Raw genomic sequence first — 17,943 nt, 5'->3', positions numbered from 1 at the left:
GATGACAGAGCTTTTGCTTTTCCCGAAGCTCCCGCTCGGGCAGCAGAGGGGACAACAGGAACTCCCCGGAAAAGGACAGGAACATGGCCGTTGAGAAGACAGAGGTGCTGGTGGTCGGGGCCGGACAGGCCGGCATCGCGATGAGCGAGCATCTCGGCCGGATGGGCGTCTCCCATCTGGTGCTGGAGCGCGCCCGCATCGCCGAGCGCTGGCGCTCGGAGCGCTGGGATTCGCTCGTGGCCAACGGGCCGGCCTGGCATGACCGCTTTCCGGGGCTCGACTTCGAGGGCGAGAATCCCGACGCCTTCGTCGGCAAGGAAGCGATCGCCGACTATTTCGTCCGCTATGCCGAGATGCTGAAGGCGCCGGTGCGCTGCGGCGTCGAGGTGGGCCAGGTCACCCGGCTGGAGGGCCGCCCGGGCTTCCGCGTCGAGACCTCCGACGGCGTGATCGAGGCGCAGAACGTCGTCGCCGCCACCGGCCCGTTCCAGAAGCCGGTGATCCCCGCGATCGTGCCGGAAGAGGCCGGCGTGGTGCAGATGCACTCCACCGGCTACCGCAACCCGGGCCAGCTGCCCGAAGGCGCGGTTCTGGTGGTCGGCGCCGGCGCCTCGGGCGCGCAGATCGCCCAGGAGCTGATGGAGGCCGGCCGCAAGGTGTTCCTGGCCGTCGGGCCGCATGACCGCCCGCCGCGGCGCTACCGCGACCGGGATTTCGTCTGGTGGCTGGGCGTGCTGAACAAGTGGGACATGGAGACCACGCCGGGCGCCGAGCATGTCACCTTCGCGGTTTCGGGCGTGCATGGCGGCCAGACGGTCGATTTCCGCCGTCTCGCCAATGACGGCATCACGCTTCTGGGCAAGGCCGACCGCTACGAGAACGGCACGCTCGGCTTCACCCCGGATCTGGCCGAGAACCTCGCCCATGGCGACCGCAACTACCTGGCGGTGCTGAAGGAAGCCGACGACTTCGTCGCCCGCAACGGGCTCGACCTGCCGGAGGAGCCGGAGGCGCACCGCATCCTGCCCGACCCGGACTGCGTCACCGACCCGATCCTGTCGCTGGATCTGGCCGCCGAAGGCATCGGCTCGATCATCTGGGCGACCGGCTTCACCCAGGATTACAGCTGGCTGCCCGAGGGCGCGCATGACGGCGCGGGCCGCCCGCGCCATTCGCGCGGCGTCTCGGTGTCGGAACCCGGCATCTATTTCCTCGGCCTGCCCTGGCAGACGCGGCGCGGCTCGTCCTTCATCTGGGGCGTCTGGCACGATGCCGCGGCGATCGCCGGCCACATTGCCATGCAGCGCGCCTATCTCGCCCATGAACCGGCCCATGCGCCGGAAACCGAAACCGCCTGACACACGCCCCGGAGACCCCAAGTGGCCCATACCCGCATCCGTCCGTTCAACACCAAGGACACCTATCCCGAGCAGAAGCTCGACAATGATCTTGCCCAAGCGGTGGTCGCGCGCGGCACCACGATCTTCCTGCGCGGCCAGTGCCCGCAGGATCTGGACACCGCCGAGAACATCGCCAGCAACGATCCGGTCGAGCAGACCCACAAGGTGATGCAGAACATCCGCCAGCTGGTCGAGGAATCCGGCGGCCAGATGGAGCATGTCTGCAAGCTGGTCGTCTATCTCACCGACGTGCGCCACCGCGAGGCGGTCTACCGCACCATGGGCGAGTACATCAAAGGCGTGCACCCGGTCTGCACCGGCCTCGTCGTGGTGGCGCTGGCGCGTCCCGAATGGCTGGTGGAAATCGACGCCACCGCCGTGATCCCGGACTGAACGAAAGGCAGGGCATGACCTTTTCCATCGTGGCGCGCTGCGCCGAAACCGGACAGTTCGGGGTGGCGATCTCGTCGTCTTCCCCGGCCGTCGGCGCGCGCTGCGCCTTCGCCCGCGCGGGCACCGGCGCAGCCGCCTCGCAGAACGTGACCAACCCCGCGCTCGGCCCCTTCGTCCTCGACCGGCTGGCCGAGGGCATGACCGCTTGCTCCGGCACGCGGCTGCGGCATCCGGCCCGCCGATCCTGCACGGGGCCGCCGGTGCGCCCTGTCCCCCGCCGGCGGAGGATCCTGCACCGCCCGATCGCCGCAATCCCGGCCTCGCGGACGGAAGAGACATCGGCTGATCCCTGGATTGCGCAGCAGCCTGGCTCGAGACATTCCGCCTCCGGCCCGCACTCGGCTTCGGCCTGATCAGCGTGCGGGCGCGTTTCCGGCTTTCCAGCCGGAGAAAGGCTCCGGCTCGGCCGGGCACCGCGCCCCGCGGCCTGCAGTGTCACCGCTTCGGAGCTTGGCGGCGCAGATGCGGAACGGGAGCGGCGGCACCACATGGCAGGGCACGCACGGGGCCATCCCGGCAGGAGCCGGAAGAGCGAAGATCCGGCAAGGCGGCCGGACGCGGTAGAGGGGCCCCGTCCCCTTGGGCATCCGGACCCGCCCGCCATCCTTCCGCGAAGCCCGACGGCAGCCCCGGCGTCCTGTGCATGTCCAGTCCAGACGCGGAATCCGGCGGACCCGCCCCCAGCTCGGGCACCGCTCCGGCGGCGAGCCGGATTGACGGACGGGATGGCCTGCGCTGCCGCGGCCGAAATGCGGGCCGGCCCTTGCGGCCCCCGGGAAAGGTACACGGCATCGCCGCCCCTAGCCCAGCACGGTCAGTTCCGGCACGCGCTCCTTGAGAATCCGGCAGATCAGCCGGAAAAGCAGCAGGAACTCGTCCTGGCGGGAGGTGCCGCGGCGCCAGACCATGCCGATGGTGCGAGTGGGTTCGGGGCTGCGGAACCGGCGGGCGACCACGATGTCCTGCGGCTCCACCTCCGAGCGGATGTAGAGCGCGGGCATCAGCGACAGCCCCATGCCCATCGCCACCATCTGGCGCAGCGTGTCGAGACTGGTGCCTTCGTAATTCTTCAGGAGCGTCGCGCCATGGTCGCGGGCCACCGCCTGGACCAGTTCCTGCAGCCGGTGCGCCGCCGACAGCGACAGGATCGTCTCGCCCCGCAGCATGCCCGGCCCGATCACGGTTTCCGCCGCCAGCGGATGGTCCCAGGGCATCACCAGCCCGATCGTCTCGCGGCAGAGCGACAGCGTCTCGAACTCGGCGCTGCGCACCGGCAGCGGGAAGAACAGGAGGTCCAGCGTCGAGTCCTGGAGATCCCGCAGAAGTTGATCCGGCAGGCCCTCGTGGATGTAGAACCCGAGCTTGGGATAGGCTTCGTGCAGGCTCGGGATCACGTGCGGCAGCAGGTAGGAGCCGGTCGACTGGACCACCCCGACCCGGATCGCGGAGCCCAGGACATCCTGTCCGCTTTGCGCGACAAATCTGATTTCCTCTATTTCCCCCAATACCTTGCGGCTGCGCTCGACGATCTCTCTGCCCGCGGGGGTCAAAGCTGCGCCCGAGCGGCTGCGGTCGAGCAGCCGGGTCCCGAGCCGCAGCTCGAGGTCTTTCAACTGCGCGCTGAGCGTGGGCTGGGTGACGCCGCAGCGCTCGGCGGCGCGGCGGAAATGCAGGGTGTCGGCAATGGCGACGAGATACCGGAGCTGGCGCAGGGTGGGCATGGCACCTTATAGACAAAGTCTATCAAAGCTTCGACCAAATTCGATTAGAATAAATCAAGCCGGGCCCCACGTCCTTCACGACAGCAACGGGAGCATGGGCATGGGCGCGTTCCGCAACATACTGGTCATCTGCGACGAGGAGAGCAGCTGCGAGCATGCCTTCGACCGGGTCTGCGGATTGGGGCAGCGCGACGGTGCGCGGGTGACCCTCGCCGACGTGATCGACGGCAGCCCCGGCGACCTCTCCGGCCTGCTGCGCCGCCTGGCCGGGGCGGAGGGGACCGGCGACGGGATCGCCGAAGCCTGCCCTGGCCGGGCTGGCCTTCGGCCTGCTGGCGCTGCGGCGCGGCGGGGTGGCGGACGCGGTGCAGTCGCATGCCGCGGCCAATGCGGTGATTGCCGCCGCCGCCGTCCTCTCGGGGGCTTGGCACCTGATCTGAGCCTGTCCGGAGCGCGGGGTTTTTCGGCGAACCGGCGGTTCGGCGGGAGCTTGGCGCGGCGCGAAGTGCAACAAAATGCTGCACCTGCGAAATTCCACCGGACACATTCGCGAAACTGACGCAATCTCCCCCTAGCCAAATCGGTACCGGAACCGACGCAATCTGTCCGGGGGGAGAGGAATGAAGACAGCGATAACCCCAGCCCGTGCCGCGGAGATGATCCCGGACGGCGCGAGCCTCCTGATCGGGGGCTTCATGGGCGTGGGAACGCCGAACCGCCTGATCGACGCGCTGGTCGCGGTCGGCCGCAAGGACCTGACGGTCATCGCCAACGACACCGCCAAGCCCGGGGTCGGCATCGGCAAGCTGATCAGCGCGGGCGCGGTCAGCCATGTCGTCGCTTCGCATATCGGGCTGAACCCCGAGACCCAGGCCAAGATGATCTCGGGCGAGCTGACGGTGGAGCTGGTGCCGCAGGGCACGCTGGTCGAGCGCATCCGCGCGGGCGGCGTCGGCCTCGGGGGCGTACTGACGCCCACCGGCGTCGGAACCCCCGTCGAGGAGGGCAAGGACAAGATCGAGATCGACGGCACCACCTATCTGCTGGAACGGCCGATCAAGGCGGATTTCGCGCTGATCGCCGCCAAGCAATGCGATTACGTGGGCAATCTCGAATACACGCTGACCGCGCATAACTTCAATCCGGTGATGGCGCTGGCGGGCCGCAAGGTGATCGCCGAGCCCGACCACATCCTGCCGATCGGGGCGATCCCGCCCGATGCGGTGAAGACGCCCGGCGTGCTGGTCCACTACATTCTCGAGAGGAAGCACTGATGGACGCCAAGGAACGCATTGCGCGCCGCGTGGCGCTCGAGGTCGAGGAAGGCACGCTGGTCAATCTGGGCATCGGCCTGCCGTCGCTGGTGGCGAATTACCTGCCCGCCGACGTGCATGTCTATTTCCAGGCCGAAAACGGGGTCATCGGCCTCGGCGCGCGGCCGCCCGAGGGGATGGAGGACCGCGACCTGACCGATGCGGGCGGCGGCTTCGTCACGGCGGTGCCGGGCGCGGCCTCGATCGACAGCGCGATGAGCTTCGGCCTGATCCGCGGCGGGCATCTCGACATGACGGTGCTGGGCGGGCTGCAGGTCGACGAGCGCGGCTATCTGGCGAACTGGATGGTGCCGGGCAAGATGGTGCCGGGCATGGGCGGCGCGATGGATCTGGTGCAGGGCGCGCGCAAGGTGGTCGTGGCGATGGTCCATGCCGCCAAGGGCAGCCCCAAGATCGTGCCGGAATGCACGCTGCCGCTGACCGCGATGCGCCGCGTCAGCCTGATCGTGACCGAGATGTGCGTGATCGAGCCGACCGAGGCGGGCCTTGTGCTGCGCGAGCTGGCCGAGGGCGTCAGCGTCGAGGATGTCCGCGCGGTGACCTCGGCGGCGCTGATCCTCGAGGGCGAGCCTAAGGTGATGCCGCTGGCATGACGCAGACGGCCGGAACACTGGATCTCAGCCGGGCGCTGGTCTTCGCCTCGCGCGCCCATGCCAACCAGCGGCGCAAGGGCGCGGCGCAGGAGCCCTATGTCAACCACTTGATCGAGGTCATGGACCTGGTCGCGCGGACGACAGATGCAGCCGATGTCGAATTGATGATCGCTGCGCTGATGCATGACGTGCTCGAAGATACGCCCGTGACCGCCGCCGAGCTTGCCGCCGCCTTCGGCGCGCGGGTGGCGCGGATCGTGCGGGATTGCTCGGACGACATGAGCCTTCCCAAGTCCCAGCGGCGCGAGAACCGCATCGCCGCGATGCCGGGCAAGCCGGCCGACTCGCGCATGGTCAAGATGGCCGACGTGATTTCCAACATCCGCGCGGTGGTGGTCTCGGCGCCGGCCGGCTGGACCGCCGACCGCAAGCTCCAGTACCTCGCCGATTGCCGCCGCCTGATCGCGGCGGGCAAGGGGGCGAATGCGCGGCTGGAGGAGATTTTCGAGCAGACTGCGGCCGATGCCGAAGAGGCGATCCGCAAGGGCAGCGGCATGGCGATCGACGGCGTGCCCGAGGCGGTGCACGAGCTCGAGAACACCATCGGCCAGCCGGTGCACAAGGTCTACATGGCCAATACCTCCGCGCGGAAGCTGACCGACGGGGATCTCGAGCATCTCGGCCGGCTGATCGCCAGCCAGTTCCCGTCCGGCACGATCGAGAAGGGCCATGCGGTCTATGACAACCGCATGCGCGAGGTCTTCATGGCCTATATCCGCACCGACAGCCCCTCGGCGATCGTCTCTTTCGCCCAGCGGGTCTGCCTCGAATTTCAGCAGAGCTTCGCCGGCATCGAGGTCGGCGGGCGGTATATCCGGGTCTATGCCGACGATACCGGCTAGGATCCTCCGCGGGGCGGGGGAGGTCCCCGGCCCGCGGCGTGACCAGGAACCGCGCGCCCCGCGGGGCGGCACAGACGCGAAGTGGAGTGAGGCCGATGTTTTCCCTGGAAGGCCAGAAGGCCCTTGTGGTCGGGGTTGCCAATGACCAGTCGATCGCCTGGGGCATCGCCAAGGCGCTGAAGGAACAGGGCGCGGATGTGGCGGTGACCTATCTCAACGAGAAGGCCGAGAAATACGTCCGGCCGCTTGCCGAGGAGCTGGGCGCCACGATCATCGAGCCGCTCGATGTCGCCAGCGACGCCGAGCTCGACGCGCTTTTCGGCAAGATCACCGCGGAATGGGGCAAGCTCGACACGCTGGTCCATTCGATCGCCTTCTGCCCGAAGGAGGATCTGCATGGCCGGGTCACCGACTGTTCGCGCGAGGGCTTCGGGATGGCGGTCGACATCTCGGTCCATTCCTTCCTGCGCATGGTCAAGAAGGCCGAGCCGCTGATGCCGAAGGGCGGCACCTGCATGACCGTGACCTACATGGGGTCGGGCAAGGTGGTGGACCATTACAACGTGATGGGCCCGGTCAAGGCCTGCCTCGAATCCGTCACCCGCTACATGGCGGCGGAACTGGGCCCCAAGGGCATCTCGGTCCATGCGCTCAGCCCCGGGCCGCTGAAGACCCGCGCCGCCTCGGGCATCGCGCATTTCGACGAATTGCTGAACAAGGCCGCCGACCGCGCGCCGACCCATGCCCTCGCCACGATCGAGGATGTCGGCGCCTATGCGGCCTTCCTGGCCAGCCGGGAGGCGTGGAACGTCACCGGCGGCACCCACCATATCGACGGCGGCTACAACATCGTCGGCTGACCGCCTCCGACGCCGCAAGGGAGCTGACCCATGAACGTTCTGAACGCGCTTCAAGACCCGACGGAGATTTTCGACGCGATCGAAGCACGGGCCGACACGGTCCGCGTCGCGGCGTCGGCGCATGCCTCGCGGGGCACCAAGTACATCGAAGGCCAGGCGGAGGATTTCGCGGAGAAGGCCTCGGAGATCGCCGAGACCCTGGCGCGCCGCGCCAGCGAGGAGAAGGGGCTGGGCGCGGCCTGGACCGAATATGCCAAGGACGCGCTGCAGCGCTACATCCTGTTCCTCGACGCGCTGCGCCAGCGCAGCGACATGGTGATCGAGCACAACAAGAACGGCGCGCCGCCGGTGCTGGTCTATGACAGCGAGCTGGTGATGGACGGCGCGACGCTCCCAGGCCCTGCAACTATTTCCTCCTGCGCATCCTGCCGCCCGAGGGCGTGACCGTCGATCCGGCGAAGCGCCCCTATGTCATCATCGACCCGCGTGCGGGCCACGGCGCGGGCATCGGCGGCTTCAAGCAGGACAGCCAGGTCGGCGTCGCCTTCAAGGCGGGCCACCCGGTCTATTTCGTCGCCTTCCGCCAGATGCCGGAGAAGGGCCAGACCATCGCCCGCGTCGCCGAGGCCGAGGCGGCCTTCCTGCGCGAGGTGCAGCGGCTCCATCCCGACAGCCCGCTGCCGGTGGTGGTCGGCAACTGCCAGGGCGGCTGGGCGACCGCGATCCTCGCCGCGACCAATCCCGACATCACCGGCCCGATCGTGCTGAACGGCGCGCCGATGTCCTACTGGTCGGGCAAGATCGGCCAGGACCCGATGCGCTATTCCGGCGGGCTGGCAGGCGGCGTGCTGCCTGCGATGCTCTCCGGCGATCTCGGCGGCGGCATCTTCGACGGCGCCGACCTCGTCGACAATTTCGAGAAGCTGAACCCGGCGCGGAACTATTTCGGCAACTATTTCGACCTCTACCAGAATGTCGACAAGGGCGTGCCGCGCTATCTGGGCTTCGAGAAATGGTGGGGCGGGTTCTACCTGATGACCACCGAGGAAATCACCTGGATCGTCGAGAACCTGTTCGTCGGCAACAAGCTCGCGAAGAACATGGCGCAGCTGGAGCCGGGGCGGAACATCGACCTCAAGCAGATCCAGGCGCCGATCATCTGCTTCGCCAGCCACGGCGACAACATCACGCCGCCCGGCCAGGCGCTGAACTGGATCATCGACACCTATGCCGACGAGCTGGAGATCGAGATCCAGGGCCAGCGTATCCTCTACATGGTCCATGACCAGGTCGGGCATCTCGGCATCTTCGTCTCCTCCTCGATCGCCAACCGCGAGCACAGCCAGATGGCCGAGACCTTGGCCAATATCGAGGCGCTGGCGCCGGGGCTCTACGAGATCATGATCGAGGACGTGGTCGGCGAGGACCAGGAGAAGAGCTTCAAGCTGTCGATCGCCAAGCGGACCTTCGCCGACATCATCGAGGAAACCGGCGACCGTTCCGAGGAAGTCGCCTTCGCTGCCGTCGCCCGCGGCTCCGAAGCGCTGGCCGAGGCCTATGACGCGACGCTGCGGCCGATGGTGCAGGCGATGGGCTCGGACAAGCTCGGCGACCTGCGCCGCCGCACCCATCCGCTGCGCGTGGTGCGCACCATGTTCGCCTCCGACGTTCCCGGCATGGCGATGCTCGAACATGCCGCCGAAAAGGTGAAGGCCGAGCGGACGCCCGCGCCCGCGGCCAACCCGTTCCGCCAGATGGAGATGCTCTGGGGCGGCATGATGGAGGCCGGGCTGAACATGATGCGCGACATGCGCGAGTTCCAGCAGGAGATGAGCTTCCTCGGCCTCTATCTCGGCCCGCTGGCGATGCGCTACGGCGCGCACCGCAACTACGAACGCGCGCGCAAGGATCCGTCGCTGCTGGGCCAGTCCCCCGAGGTGCAGATCCAGCTCAACCGGATGTGCATCGGCGGGCTCTCCGAAGGCCTGATCCGGATGCTCGTCATCATTGCCGGCACGCGCGGCGACGTGCGGGCCGACCGGCTGGCGCGCTCGCTCGAGACCCTGCACAAGCGCGCGCCGCTGAACGAGCTGAGCACCCATGAGCGGGTCGAGATCATCCACCACCAGACGGTGATCGCGCATTTCGCCCCCGTTGGCGCGCTCGAGACGCTGCCCGACCTCTTGAAGACCGCCGCAGACCGCAAGGCGGCGATGGAGGCGGTGTCCTATGTCGTCGGCTCCGAGGACGAGATGGCCCCCGAGACCCGCGCGATGATGGAGCGGTTCCGCAAGATCCTGGGCCTGCCGGAGGATGGTGGCACGTCCTCCTCGGCAGCGGCGGCAGAGTGAGAAGAGACGATGAACATGCTGCGCAACACCCCGTATGACAGGCTGGAAATCGGCATGGAGGCAGAGGCGCACCGCCTCTGCGTCGCCGACGACCTCTTCGTCTTTGCCCATGCCTCGGGCAATTTCAATCCGCTGAACCTGCCCGACCAGGACGGCGACGGCGACGGCAAGGCCGAGGCGGTCGCGCCCTCGATGTGGATCGGCGCGCTGATCTCGGGCGTGCTCGGCAACAAGCTGCCCGGGCCGGGCACGGTCTACAAGTCGCAGACCCTGCGCTTCCTCGGCCGTGCCATGGCGGGGGACGAGCTGGTCGCCAGGGTCAAGCTGGTCTCGAAGGGCGCCGACCGCGTCGTCACTTTCGACACCCGCGTCGAGAAGGCCGACGGCACTGTGCTGGCCGAGGGCGAGGCCGAGGTCTATGCGCCCGATTTCGAGGCCAGCATCGACAGCGAACTGGTGCCCGGGCTGACAGTGCAGAGCCACCGGCATTTCGACCGGCTGCTGCTCGAGGCGGAAGGGCTCGACCCGATCCCGACCGCGGTGGTCGCCCCCGAAGAGGCCAATTCGCTGGGCGGCGCGCTTCTCGGCGCCGAGCACGGGCTGATCACGGCGATCCTGATCGGCGACGAGGTCAAGATCCGCGCCGCCGCCGCCGCGCTCGGCAAGGATCTGTCGGGCTACGAGCTGATACACGAGCCGAACCACAAGGCGGCGGCCGCGCTCGGCGTGGCGATGATCCATGACGGACGCGCCAAGGCGCTGATGAAGGGCCATCTGCATACCGACGACCTGCTGGGCCAGGTGGTCAAGCGCGACGGCGGGCTGCGCGTCGGCCGGCGGCTCAGCCATGTCTTCGTCATGGATGTGCCGGGGCTCGACCACCTGCTGACCGTGTCGGACGCGGCGATCAACATCGCGCCGGATCTCGACACCAAGGTGGACATCACCCAGAACGCCATCGACCTGATGCGCTGCCTCGGCGTCGAGGTGCCGAAGGTCGGCATCCTCTCGGCGGTCGAGATGGTCAACCCGAAGATCCCCTCGACGCTCGACGCGGCCATCCTGTCGAAAATGGCGGATCGCGGGCAGATCCGCGGCGGGCTCGTCGACGGGCCGCTGGCGATGGACAACGCCATCGACGCCGAGGCTGCGCGCACCAAGGGCATCACCTCGATGGTGGCGGGCAAGGCCGACATCCTGATCGCGCCGAACCTCGAGGCCGGCAACATGCTGGCCAAGGAGCTGACCTATGTGGCCCATGCCGAGGCCGGCGGGCTGGTGCTGGGCGCGCGCTGCCCGGTGATCCTCACGAGCCGCGCCGATGGCGACAAGGCGCGGCTGGCGAGCTGCGCGATTGCCGCGCTCTACGCGGCGCGGGCGGCGATGCTGTGACGGGAACGATCCGATGAAGTACATCCTGACGCTGAATGCGGGCTCCTCCTCGCTGAAATACTCGGTCTACCGCACCGTCGACGACGGCCCTCTGGAGCTGCGCGCGGTGGGACAGGTCGACAAGATCGGCTCGGACGAGGCGATGCTGATCCTCAAGCATGGCGGCGAGAAGGAGACCCGCGAGCTGGGCCATGCCGACCATGCCCGGGCGGTCGAGGCGATCCTCGAGACCTGCGCGCCGCACATGCAGGGCGCGCCGGTCGCGGGCGTCGGCCACCGGATCGTCCATGGCGGCACGCTGTTCGACAAGCCGGCGGTGCTGAATTCGGACATCCTCTCGGCGTTGCACCGGCTGGTGCCGCTGGCACCCCTGCACCAGCCGCACAACCTGGCGGCGGTGCGCGCGGCGATGTCGTCCTTTCCGGATGCGGTGCAGGTCGGCTGCTTCGACACCGCCTTCCACCGGTCGCAGCCCTGGGTGGACGACACCTTCGCGCTGCCCAGGGAATACTACGACAAGGGCATCCGCCGCTACGGCTTCCACGGGCTCAGCTACGACTACATCACCGGCGAGCTCGACAGGATCGACCCCGAGGACCATCACCGCAAGACCGTGGTGGCCCACTTGGGCAACGGCGCCTCGATGTGCGCGATCAAGGGTGGGAAATCCGTCGCCTCGACCATGGGCTTCACCGCGCTCGACGGGCTGCCGATGGGCACGCGCTGCGGCCAGCTCGACCCGGGCGTGCTGCTCTACATGATCGCGCAGGAGGGCATGGGCCACAACCAGATCCGCGACCTGCTCTATACCAAATGCGGGCTCTTGGGCCTGTCGGGCATCTCCAACGACATGCGCGAGCTCGAGGCCTCGAGCCGGCGCGAGGCGAAGGAGGCGATCGATTACTACGTCTTCCGCATCCGCCGCGAGCTGGGCGGGCTGACCGCCGCCATCGGCGGGCTGGAAACGCTCGTCTTCTGCGGCGGCATCGGCGAGAACTCGGCGACGATCCGGGCCAAGGTCTGCGAGGGCATGGAATGGCTCGGCATCGAGATCGACCCGGAGGCGAATGCGGCCTGTGCGGATGTCATCTCCACGGGCGCTGTGACGGTGCGGGTGATCCGGACTGACGAGGAGCTGGTGATCGCGCGGGCGGTGGACAAGGCGCTGGCCGCATGACGGCGGCCGCGGATCGCGGGACCGGCTTCCCGTTTCCGTGATCCTTGCGCTGGATCAAATCATCTTTCCATGATCGGTGTACACTCCCTCTCACGACCATAGGGGGAGAGACATCATGGCCTGGACAACCGAAAGGGGTGTCCCCGCCGACTGCACGGTCCTCACTGCCTGGAATGCATTGCACCAGACCGGGATGACGACCGCCGCGACGGCCATGGACATCTGGATGAACACCTTGAACGCGATGTACGGCAATTACGTCGCCTTCCTGAACGAGCGGACCCAGCAGAACCTTGCGGCGATGCAGAGCCTGCTGAGCAGCCAGGATCCCGTCGAATTCTTCGCGCGGCAGCAGAGCTTCACGGAAAAGGCGCTGGAATCCTGCCGCGACGAGTCCGAGCAGCTGGCCGAGCTGGCCGAGTCGGGCATGCTGGCCATGGCCCGCGAAGCCCGCGGCGGCGGCGGCGTTCTGGAAGAAGCGGACGCTGTTCCCGTCTGATCCCGGCTGCGTCCGGCACGCAGGCGCAGCCGGGGCCCGACCCGGCAACCGGGGCGCACCGGTCCGGCGCAGCAGCGCCGGTCCGATGGCGCGGCCGAGCCAGCCGGAGGCGCCGGCGAGGACAATGAGGGGATCGGACATCGGGAGGCTCCTTCCATGCGCGGCCCTGGTGCCGCGGGGCCGCAGCCTAGGCGCCGCCGGGCAGCGCGGCAAGGGTAATTGACAGCGGTGTACATTTTTGCGGGGCCTCCGACTTTAGGCGTAGTGCATCCCCCTTGTTTCGTTTTCCGTTCCGGGTAGGCTCACCGGCGGGAGGACATTGTCCGACAGGCAGTTGCGCAAGCAGCCGGTGCAGGAGTGGAGCCTGGGCCGGGCCGGTCGCCGTGTCCGCGGAGGTCCCGCGCGGCAGCGCCCGCCGGGGAACGGAAGGGCGGGATGAGGATCCCGCCGGAAGGGAGGACCCATGACCGAAGTGACCTTGACGGTGAACGGCAAGGCGGTGAAGCGCGACGTGCCGGACACCATGCTGCTGGTGGAATTCCTGCGCGAGGAGCTGCGCCTGACAGGCACCCATGTCGGCTGCGACACCAGCCAGTGCGGCGCCTGCGTGGTGCATCTCGACGGCAAGGCGGTGAAATCCTGCACCACGCTGGCGGCGCAGGCCTCCGGCGGCACGGTCATCACGATCGAGGGGTTGGCGAACGGCGCGCTGCACCCGATGCAGAAGGCCTTCAACGACAATCACGGGCTGCAATGCGGCTTCTGCACGCCCGGCATGATCATGTCCGGCGTCGACATGGTGGCGCGCTACAAGGCGGCGGGCAAGGAGCTGACCGAGCACGCGATCCGCGAGGAGCTGGAGGGCAATATCTGCCGCTGCACCGGCTACCACAACATCGTCAAATCCATCCAGCAAGCCGCCGGGGAGATGTGAGCCATGAGCGAGAACGGGATCGGGAAGTCCGTCAAGCGCCGCGAGGACAAGCGCTTCATCACCGGCAAGGGCAAGTACACCGATGACGTGCGGATGGAGAACCAGGCCTATGCCGCCTTCGTCCGCTCGCCCCATGCCCATGCCAAGGTGACCGGCATCGACAGCTCCGAGGCGCTGGCGCAGGACGGCGTGATCGCCGTGCTGACCGGGCCCGAGCTGGTCGGCGACGGCATCGGCAACATCATCACCGGCTGGGCGATCACCTCGAAGGACGGCACGCCGATGAAGGTCGGCGCCTGGTCGGCGCTGGCGACGGAAACCGTACGCTATGTCGGCGACGCGGTGGCGGTGGTCATCGCCGAGACGCGGCAGGGCGCGCGCAACGCCGCCGAGATGGTCGATGTCGCCTATGACGAGCTGCCCGCGGTGGCGCGCGGCGACAAGGCGCTCGAGCCCGGCGCGCCGACCCTGCATGACTGCGCCCCCGACAACATGATCTTCGACTGGGAGATCGGCGACGAGGCGGCGACGGATGCGGCGCTGGCCAATGCCGCGACGGTGGTCGAGCTCGATCTGGTCAACAACCGGCTTGCGCCGAACCCGATGGAGCCGCGGTCCGCGGTTGCCGTCTATGACGAGGCCGAGGAGCACTACACGCTCTACACCACCTCGCAGAACCCGCATGTCGCCCGCCTTGTCCTGTCGGCCTTCTACCAGGTGGCGCCCGAGCACAAGCTGCGGGTGATCGCGCCCGATGTCGGCGGCGGCTTCGGCTCGAAGATCTACATCTACCCGGAAGAAATCGTCTGCCTCTGGGCCTCGATGAAGACCGGCCGCTCGGTGAAATGGACCTCGGACCGCAACGAGGCCTTCATGACCGACGCGCATGGCCGCGACCATGTCACCCATGCCCGGATGGGCTTCGACGCGGAGGGGCACATCACCGGCTTCAAGGTCGACACGGTCGCCAATCTGGGCGCCTATTGCTCGCTCTTCGCCACCGCGACGCCCACCTATCTCTATGCGACGCTGCTGTCGGGGCAGTACAACATCCCGGCGATCTACGGCAACGTGAAGGCGGCCTACACGAACACCGTGCCGGTCGATGCCTATCGCGGCGCCGGGCGGCCCGAGGCGACCTATCTGGTCGAGCGGATGATGACCACGGCCGCGCGGCAGATGGGCGTCGACGAGACCGAGCTGAGGCGGAAGAACTTCATCCAGTCCTTCCCGCACCAGACGCCGGTCATCATGTGCTATGACGCGGGCGATTTCGCGGGCAATCTCGACAAGGCGATGGCGGCTGCCGATGTGGCGGGCTTCCCGCAGCGCCGCGCCGCGGCCGAGAGCCGGGGCAAGCTGCGCGGCCTCGGCTACTCTTCCTATATCGAGGCCTGCGGGATCGCGCCCTCGAAGGCGGTGGGGTCGCTCGGCGCGGGCGTGGGCCTCTGGGAATCCGCGGAAGTGCGGGTGAACCCGGTCGGCACGATCGAGATCCTGACCGGCTCCCACAGCCACGGCCAGGGCCATGAGACCACCTTTGCCCAGATCGTCGCCGAGAAGTTCGACCTGCCGATCGAGAACATCTCGATCGTCCATGGCGACACCGACAAGGTGCAGTTCGGCATGGGCACCTATGGCTCGCGCTCCGGTGCGGTCGGCATGTCGGCCATCGTCAAGGCGATGGACAAGGTCGAGGCCAAGGTGAAGAAGATCGCCGCGCACCAGCTCGAGGCCGCCGAGGACGACATCGTCATCGAGGGCGGGCAGGTGAAGGTCGCTGGCACCGACAAGGCGCTTGGCTGGCACGAGATCGGTCTGGCCGCCTACACGGCGCACAACCTGCCCGACGGGATGGAGCCGGGGCTGAAGGAGACGGCCTTCTACGACCCTGCGAACTTCACCTTCCCGGCCGGCACCTATATCTGCGAGGTCGAGGTCGACCCGGATACCGGCGTCACCGAGATCGTCCAGTTCACTGCCGCCGACGATTTCGGCACGATCATCAACCCGATGATCGTCGAGGGCCAGGTCCATGGCGGCGTGGCGCAGGGGATCGGCCAGGCGCTGCTGGAACAGGTGGTCTATGACGAGGACGGCCAGCTGCTCACGGGGTCCTACATGGACTACTGCATGCCGCGCGCCGATGACGTGCCGTTCTACACGATCGAGCACAACAAGACCGTCTGTCCCGGCAACCCGCTGGGCATGAAGGGTTGCGGCGAGGCCGGGGCCATCGGCACGCCGCCCGCGGTGATCAACGCGATCACCGACGCGATCGGCACCAACGACCTGTCGATGCCCGCCACGCCGCTCAAGGTCTGGCAGGCGATACAGAAGACCCGCGCGCCGATGGCGGCCGAATAAGGAGGACTGCGCATGTATCCGACGAAATACCATCGCCCCGCCTCCCTTGCCGAGGCGCTCCAGCTTCTCGCCGACAACGAGGATGCCAAGCTGCTGGCCGGCGGGCAGACGCTCCTGCCGACGATGAAGCAGCATCTCGCTGCGCCCGAGGCGGTGATCGACCTCTCGGCCTCGGGGCTCTCGGGCATATCGAACGGCGGCACCATGGTGACCATCGGCGCCATGACCACCCATGCCGAGGTCGCGGCTTCGGCCGATATCGCCGCCATCGTGCCGGTGCTGAACTCGGTCGCTTCGGGCATCGGCGATCCGGCGGTGCGCCATCGCGGCACCATCGGCGGCTCGATCTCCAACAACGATCCGTCGGCGGACTATCCGGCGGCGCTGGTCGGGCTCGACGCCAGGATCGTCACCAACAAGCGCGAGCTCGCGGCCGACGAGTTCTTCGACGGCATGTTTGCCACCGCGCTCGAAGAGGACGAGATCGTCACCCAGGTGCGGGTCGTGCAGCCGAAGCGCGCCGCCTACGTGAAGTTCCCCAACCCCGCCAGCCGCTACGCCATGGTCGGCGTGATGGTGGCCGAAACTGCAAGCGGCATCCGTGTCGCGGTCACCGGCGCGGGCGAGGACGGGGTGTTCCGCCACGAGGGGCTGGAGGCGGCGCTTTCGGCCGATTTCTCGCCCGGCGCGGTGGACGGCGTCGAGGTGGAGGCCGACGGGCTGCTGACCGACATGCATGCCACCGCAGAGTACCGCGCGCATCTCGTCAAGGTCATGGCCAAGCGGGCCGTCGCCGCCTGCTGAGCGCCGTTTCCCGGCCTGGAGCGGAGCCCCGGCAGGCCTGCCGGGGCTCCGGCTTTTGCGGGGCATGTGGCCCCGTTGCCGCCCGTCCGCGCTTTGTCATGTGGTTGAGAACAATGGACTGGCTTTCGCAGCGGCACCGTGCAAGGTCGCCGGAGTTCAAAGGTTCAGGAGAGATGACGATGGAAGCGCCGAGCTATCTGGACACCCCGCAGGGCCGCCGGCTGGCCTATCACCGGACCGAAGGCAAGGGTCCGGGCGTGGTCTTCCTCGGCGGGTTCATGTCCGACATGTCCGGCACCAAGGCGACCCATCTCGAGGCCTGGGCCAAGGCCCGCGGCCAGGCTTTCCTGCGCTTCGACTATTCCGGCCACGGCTGCTCCGACGGCGCCTTCACCGAGGGCACGATCGGCAAATGGGCCGAGGATGCCGCCGCCGTCATCACCGCCGTGACCGAGGGCCCGCAGGTTCTGGTCGGCTCGTCGATGGGCGGCTGGATCTCGCTCCTGCTGCTGCGCCGCCAGGCGGTCGAATGCTGCGGCCTGGTGACCATCGCCGCCGCGCCCGACTTCACCGAGGACGGGTTCTGGGACAGCTTCTCCAATGCCGCCCGCGAGGAGCTGATGAGCCATGGCGTGGTGCATGTGCCCTCGGATTACGGCAGCCCCTATCCGATCACCCGCGGCCTGATCGAGGACGGCCGCCGCAACCTGGTGCTGCGCGAACAGCTCGTCCTGCCGATGCCGGTGCGCTTCCTGCAGGGCACCGCCGACCGCGACGTGGATCAGTCCCGCGCCACCATGCTGCTGAACCACGCCCAGGGCGAGGACATCCGCCTGACGCTGGTCAAGGGCGCCGATCACAGCTTCTCCACCCCTGAATGCCTGGCGCTGGTCGACCGTTCGATCTGCGAGGTGCTGGGGGATGCATGATCCGGCGCGCCGCGCTCCTTGCCGCGCTGGTTGCGGCGGTCCTGGCGGTCTGGAACCGTGAGACGCTGCTGATGGCGTGGCAGGAGCCGGTCGAGCTGGAATGGCAGGACCCGGGCGTGCCCGGCATCGCCGAGCTCGACGCATGGCTCGCCGCGAAAGAGGCGCAGGTTCCGGCTCTGCGCCCCGATGCCGCCAAGCAGATCGTCTGGGCCGGCGAACCGGGCGCG

15 protein-coding genes and 2 pseudogenes are annotated in these 17,943 nt (G+C 68.1%); 16 read left to right on the top strand and 1 reads right to left on the bottom strand.

Features of this window, described 5'->3' with window-relative positions; all coding sequences use genetic code 11:
* Positions 1-83: 83 nt before the first annotated feature.
* From C7T91_RS19940 to C7T91_RS19930, 3 genes and pseudogenes are all read left to right on the top strand, one after another.
* Positions 84-1,358, top strand: coding sequence for a flavin-containing monooxygenase (locus tag C7T91_RS19940; protein ID WP_108260734.1), 1,275 nt, complete (start codon positions 84-86; stop codon positions 1,356-1,358).
* 21 nt (positions 1,359-1,379) lie between these two features.
* Complete coding sequence (locus C7T91_RS19935; protein WP_108260733.1) at positions 1,380-1,793, top strand: RidA family protein; 414 nt, start codon at positions 1,380-1,382, stop codon at positions 1,791-1,793.
* A gap of 14 nt (positions 1,794-1,807) precedes the next feature.
* Positions 1,808-1,999, top strand: a pseudogene (locus C7T91_RS19930) (DUF1028 domain-containing protein); the annotation flags it as partial.
* Between the two features lie 654 nt (positions 2,000-2,653).
* Here the strand turns inward: C7T91_RS19930 and C7T91_RS19925 are convergent.
* Positions 2,654-3,574, bottom strand: a complete 921-nt coding sequence (locus C7T91_RS19925) for a LysR substrate-binding domain-containing protein (RefSeq protein ID WP_108260732.1) — start codon at positions 3,572-3,574, stop codon at positions 2,654-2,656.
* A gap of 100 nt (positions 3,575-3,674) precedes the next feature.
* On the opposite strand from C7T91_RS19925, the gene C7T91_RS19920 reads away from it, so the two are divergent.
* The 13 genes and pseudogenes from C7T91_RS19920 to C7T91_RS19855 all read left to right on the top strand — a co-directional run bounded on the left by C7T91_RS19920 (position 3,675) and on the right by C7T91_RS19855 (position 17,716).
* The gene (locus C7T91_RS19920) at positions 3,675-4,133 is read left to right on the top strand and encodes a universal stress protein (protein WP_161556016.1); all 459 of its coding nucleotides are present in this window, start codon (positions 3,675-3,677) and stop codon (positions 4,131-4,133) included.
* A 61-nt stretch (positions 4,134-4,194) separates the two neighbouring features.
* On the top strand, positions 4,195-4,848 hold the full coding sequence (locus C7T91_RS19915; RefSeq protein ID WP_108260730.1) for a 3-oxoacid CoA-transferase subunit A: 654 nt from the start codon (positions 4,195-4,197) through the stop codon (positions 4,846-4,848).
* Entirely contained in the window at positions 4,848-5,501 is a 654-nt protein-coding gene (locus tag C7T91_RS19910; RefSeq protein WP_108260729.1) for a 3-oxoacid CoA-transferase subunit B, read from the top strand. Before C7T91_RS19915 ends, C7T91_RS19910 begins: the two co-directional genes overlap by 1 nt.
* A complete protein-coding gene (locus C7T91_RS19905; RefSeq protein WP_108260728.1) occupies positions 5,498-6,403 on the top strand; it encodes an HD domain-containing protein in 906 nt (301 codons plus the stop codon). Before C7T91_RS19910 ends, C7T91_RS19905 begins: the two co-directional genes overlap by 4 nt.
* 95 nt (positions 6,404-6,498) lie before the next feature.
* Positions 6,499-7,263, top strand: a complete 765-nt coding sequence (gene fabI / locus C7T91_RS19900; RefSeq protein ID WP_108260727.1) for an enoyl-ACP reductase FabI — start codon at positions 6,499-6,501, stop codon at positions 7,261-7,263.
* A 30-nt stretch (positions 7,264-7,293) separates the two neighbouring features.
* Positions 7,294-9,614: pseudogene (locus C7T91_RS19890) on the top strand (DUF3141 domain-containing protein).
* A 15-nt stretch (positions 9,615-9,629) separates the two neighbouring features.
* The gene (locus C7T91_RS19885) at positions 9,630-11,006 is read left to right on the top strand and encodes a bifunctional enoyl-CoA hydratase/phosphate acetyltransferase (protein ID WP_108260830.1); all 1,377 of its coding nucleotides are present in this window, start codon (positions 9,630-9,632) and stop codon (positions 11,004-11,006) included.
* 13 nt (positions 11,007-11,019) lie between these two features.
* Positions 11,020-12,183 carry an acetate/propionate family kinase gene (locus tag C7T91_RS19880; protein WP_108260724.1) on the top strand — a complete coding sequence of 388 codons (1,164 nt, stop codon included), beginning with the start codon at positions 11,020-11,022 and terminating at the stop codon, positions 12,181-12,183.
* 115 nt (positions 12,184-12,298) lie between these two features.
* Positions 12,299-12,682, top strand: coding sequence for a phasin family protein (locus C7T91_RS19875; protein ID WP_108260723.1), 384 nt, complete (start codon positions 12,299-12,301; stop codon positions 12,680-12,682).
* A 463-nt stretch (positions 12,683-13,145) separates the two neighbouring features.
* Positions 13,146-13,616, top strand: coding sequence for a (2Fe-2S)-binding protein (locus C7T91_RS19870; protein ID WP_108260722.1), 471 nt, complete (start codon positions 13,146-13,148; stop codon positions 13,614-13,616).
* 3 nt (positions 13,617-13,619) lie between these two features.
* Positions 13,620-15,983, top strand: a complete 2,364-nt coding sequence (locus C7T91_RS19865) for a xanthine dehydrogenase family protein molybdopterin-binding subunit (RefSeq protein WP_108260721.1) — start codon at positions 13,620-13,622, stop codon at positions 15,981-15,983.
* A 12-nt stretch (positions 15,984-15,995) separates the two neighbouring features.
* Positions 15,996-16,787, top strand: a complete 792-nt coding sequence (locus tag C7T91_RS19860) for an FAD binding domain-containing protein (RefSeq protein ID WP_108260720.1) — start codon at positions 15,996-15,998, stop codon at positions 16,785-16,787.
* 179 nt (positions 16,788-16,966) lie between these two features.
* Positions 16,967-17,716, top strand: a complete 750-nt coding sequence (locus C7T91_RS19855) for an alpha/beta fold hydrolase (RefSeq protein WP_108260719.1) — start codon at positions 16,967-16,969, stop codon at positions 17,714-17,716.
* Positions 17,717-17,943 lie beyond the last annotated feature (227 nt).

The sequence above is a fragment of the Mangrovicoccus ximenensis genome (assembly GCF_003056725.1).
Taxonomy (GTDB): domain Bacteria; phylum Pseudomonadota; class Alphaproteobacteria; order Rhodobacterales; family Rhodobacteraceae; genus Mangrovicoccus; species Mangrovicoccus ximenensis.
This window is presented reverse-complemented; position numbering and strand designations above follow the sequence as displayed.

Coding starts and splice junctions, on each gene's coding strand:
- C7T91_RS19910 (WP_108260729.1), top strand. CDS start 4,848: ATGGACGCCAAGGAACGCATTGCGCGCCGCGTGGCGCTCGAGGTCGAG.
- C7T91_RS19865 (WP_108260721.1), top strand. CDS start 13,620: ATGAGCGAGAACGGGATCGGGAAGTCCGTCAAGCGCCGCGAGGACAAG.
- C7T91_RS19855 (WP_108260719.1), top strand. CDS start 16,967: ATGGAAGCGCCGAGCTATCTGGACACCCCGCAGGGCCGCCGGCTGGCC.
- C7T91_RS19915 (WP_108260730.1), top strand. CDS start 4,195: ATGAAGACAGCGATAACCCCAGCCCGTGCCGCGGAGATGATCCCGGAC.
- C7T91_RS19885 (WP_108260830.1), top strand. CDS start 9,630: ATGCTGCGCAACACCCCGTATGACAGGCTGGAAATCGGCATGGAGGCA.
- C7T91_RS19920 (WP_161556016.1), top strand. CDS start 3,675: ATGGGCGCGTTCCGCAACATACTGGTCATCTGCGACGAGGAGAGCAGC.
- C7T91_RS19925 (WP_108260732.1), bottom strand. CDS start 3,574: ATGCCCACCCTGCGCCAGCTCCGGTATCTCGTCGCCATTGCCGACACC.
- C7T91_RS19940 (WP_108260734.1), top strand. CDS start 84: ATGGCCGTTGAGAAGACAGAGGTGCTGGTGGTCGGGGCCGGACAGGCC.
- C7T91_RS19875 (WP_108260723.1), top strand. CDS start 12,299: ATGGCCTGGACAACCGAAAGGGGTGTCCCCGCCGACTGCACGGTCCTC.
- C7T91_RS19905 (WP_108260728.1), top strand. CDS start 5,498: ATGACGCAGACGGCCGGAACACTGGATCTCAGCCGGGCGCTGGTCTTC.
- C7T91_RS19880 (WP_108260724.1), top strand. CDS start 11,020: ATGAAGTACATCCTGACGCTGAATGCGGGCTCCTCCTCGCTGAAATAC.
- C7T91_RS19860 (WP_108260720.1), top strand. CDS start 15,996: ATGTATCCGACGAAATACCATCGCCCCGCCTCCCTTGCCGAGGCGCTC.
- fabI (WP_108260727.1), top strand. CDS start 6,499: ATGTTTTCCCTGGAAGGCCAGAAGGCCCTTGTGGTCGGGGTTGCCAAT.
- C7T91_RS19870 (WP_108260722.1), top strand. CDS start 13,146: ATGACCGAAGTGACCTTGACGGTGAACGGCAAGGCGGTGAAGCGCGAC.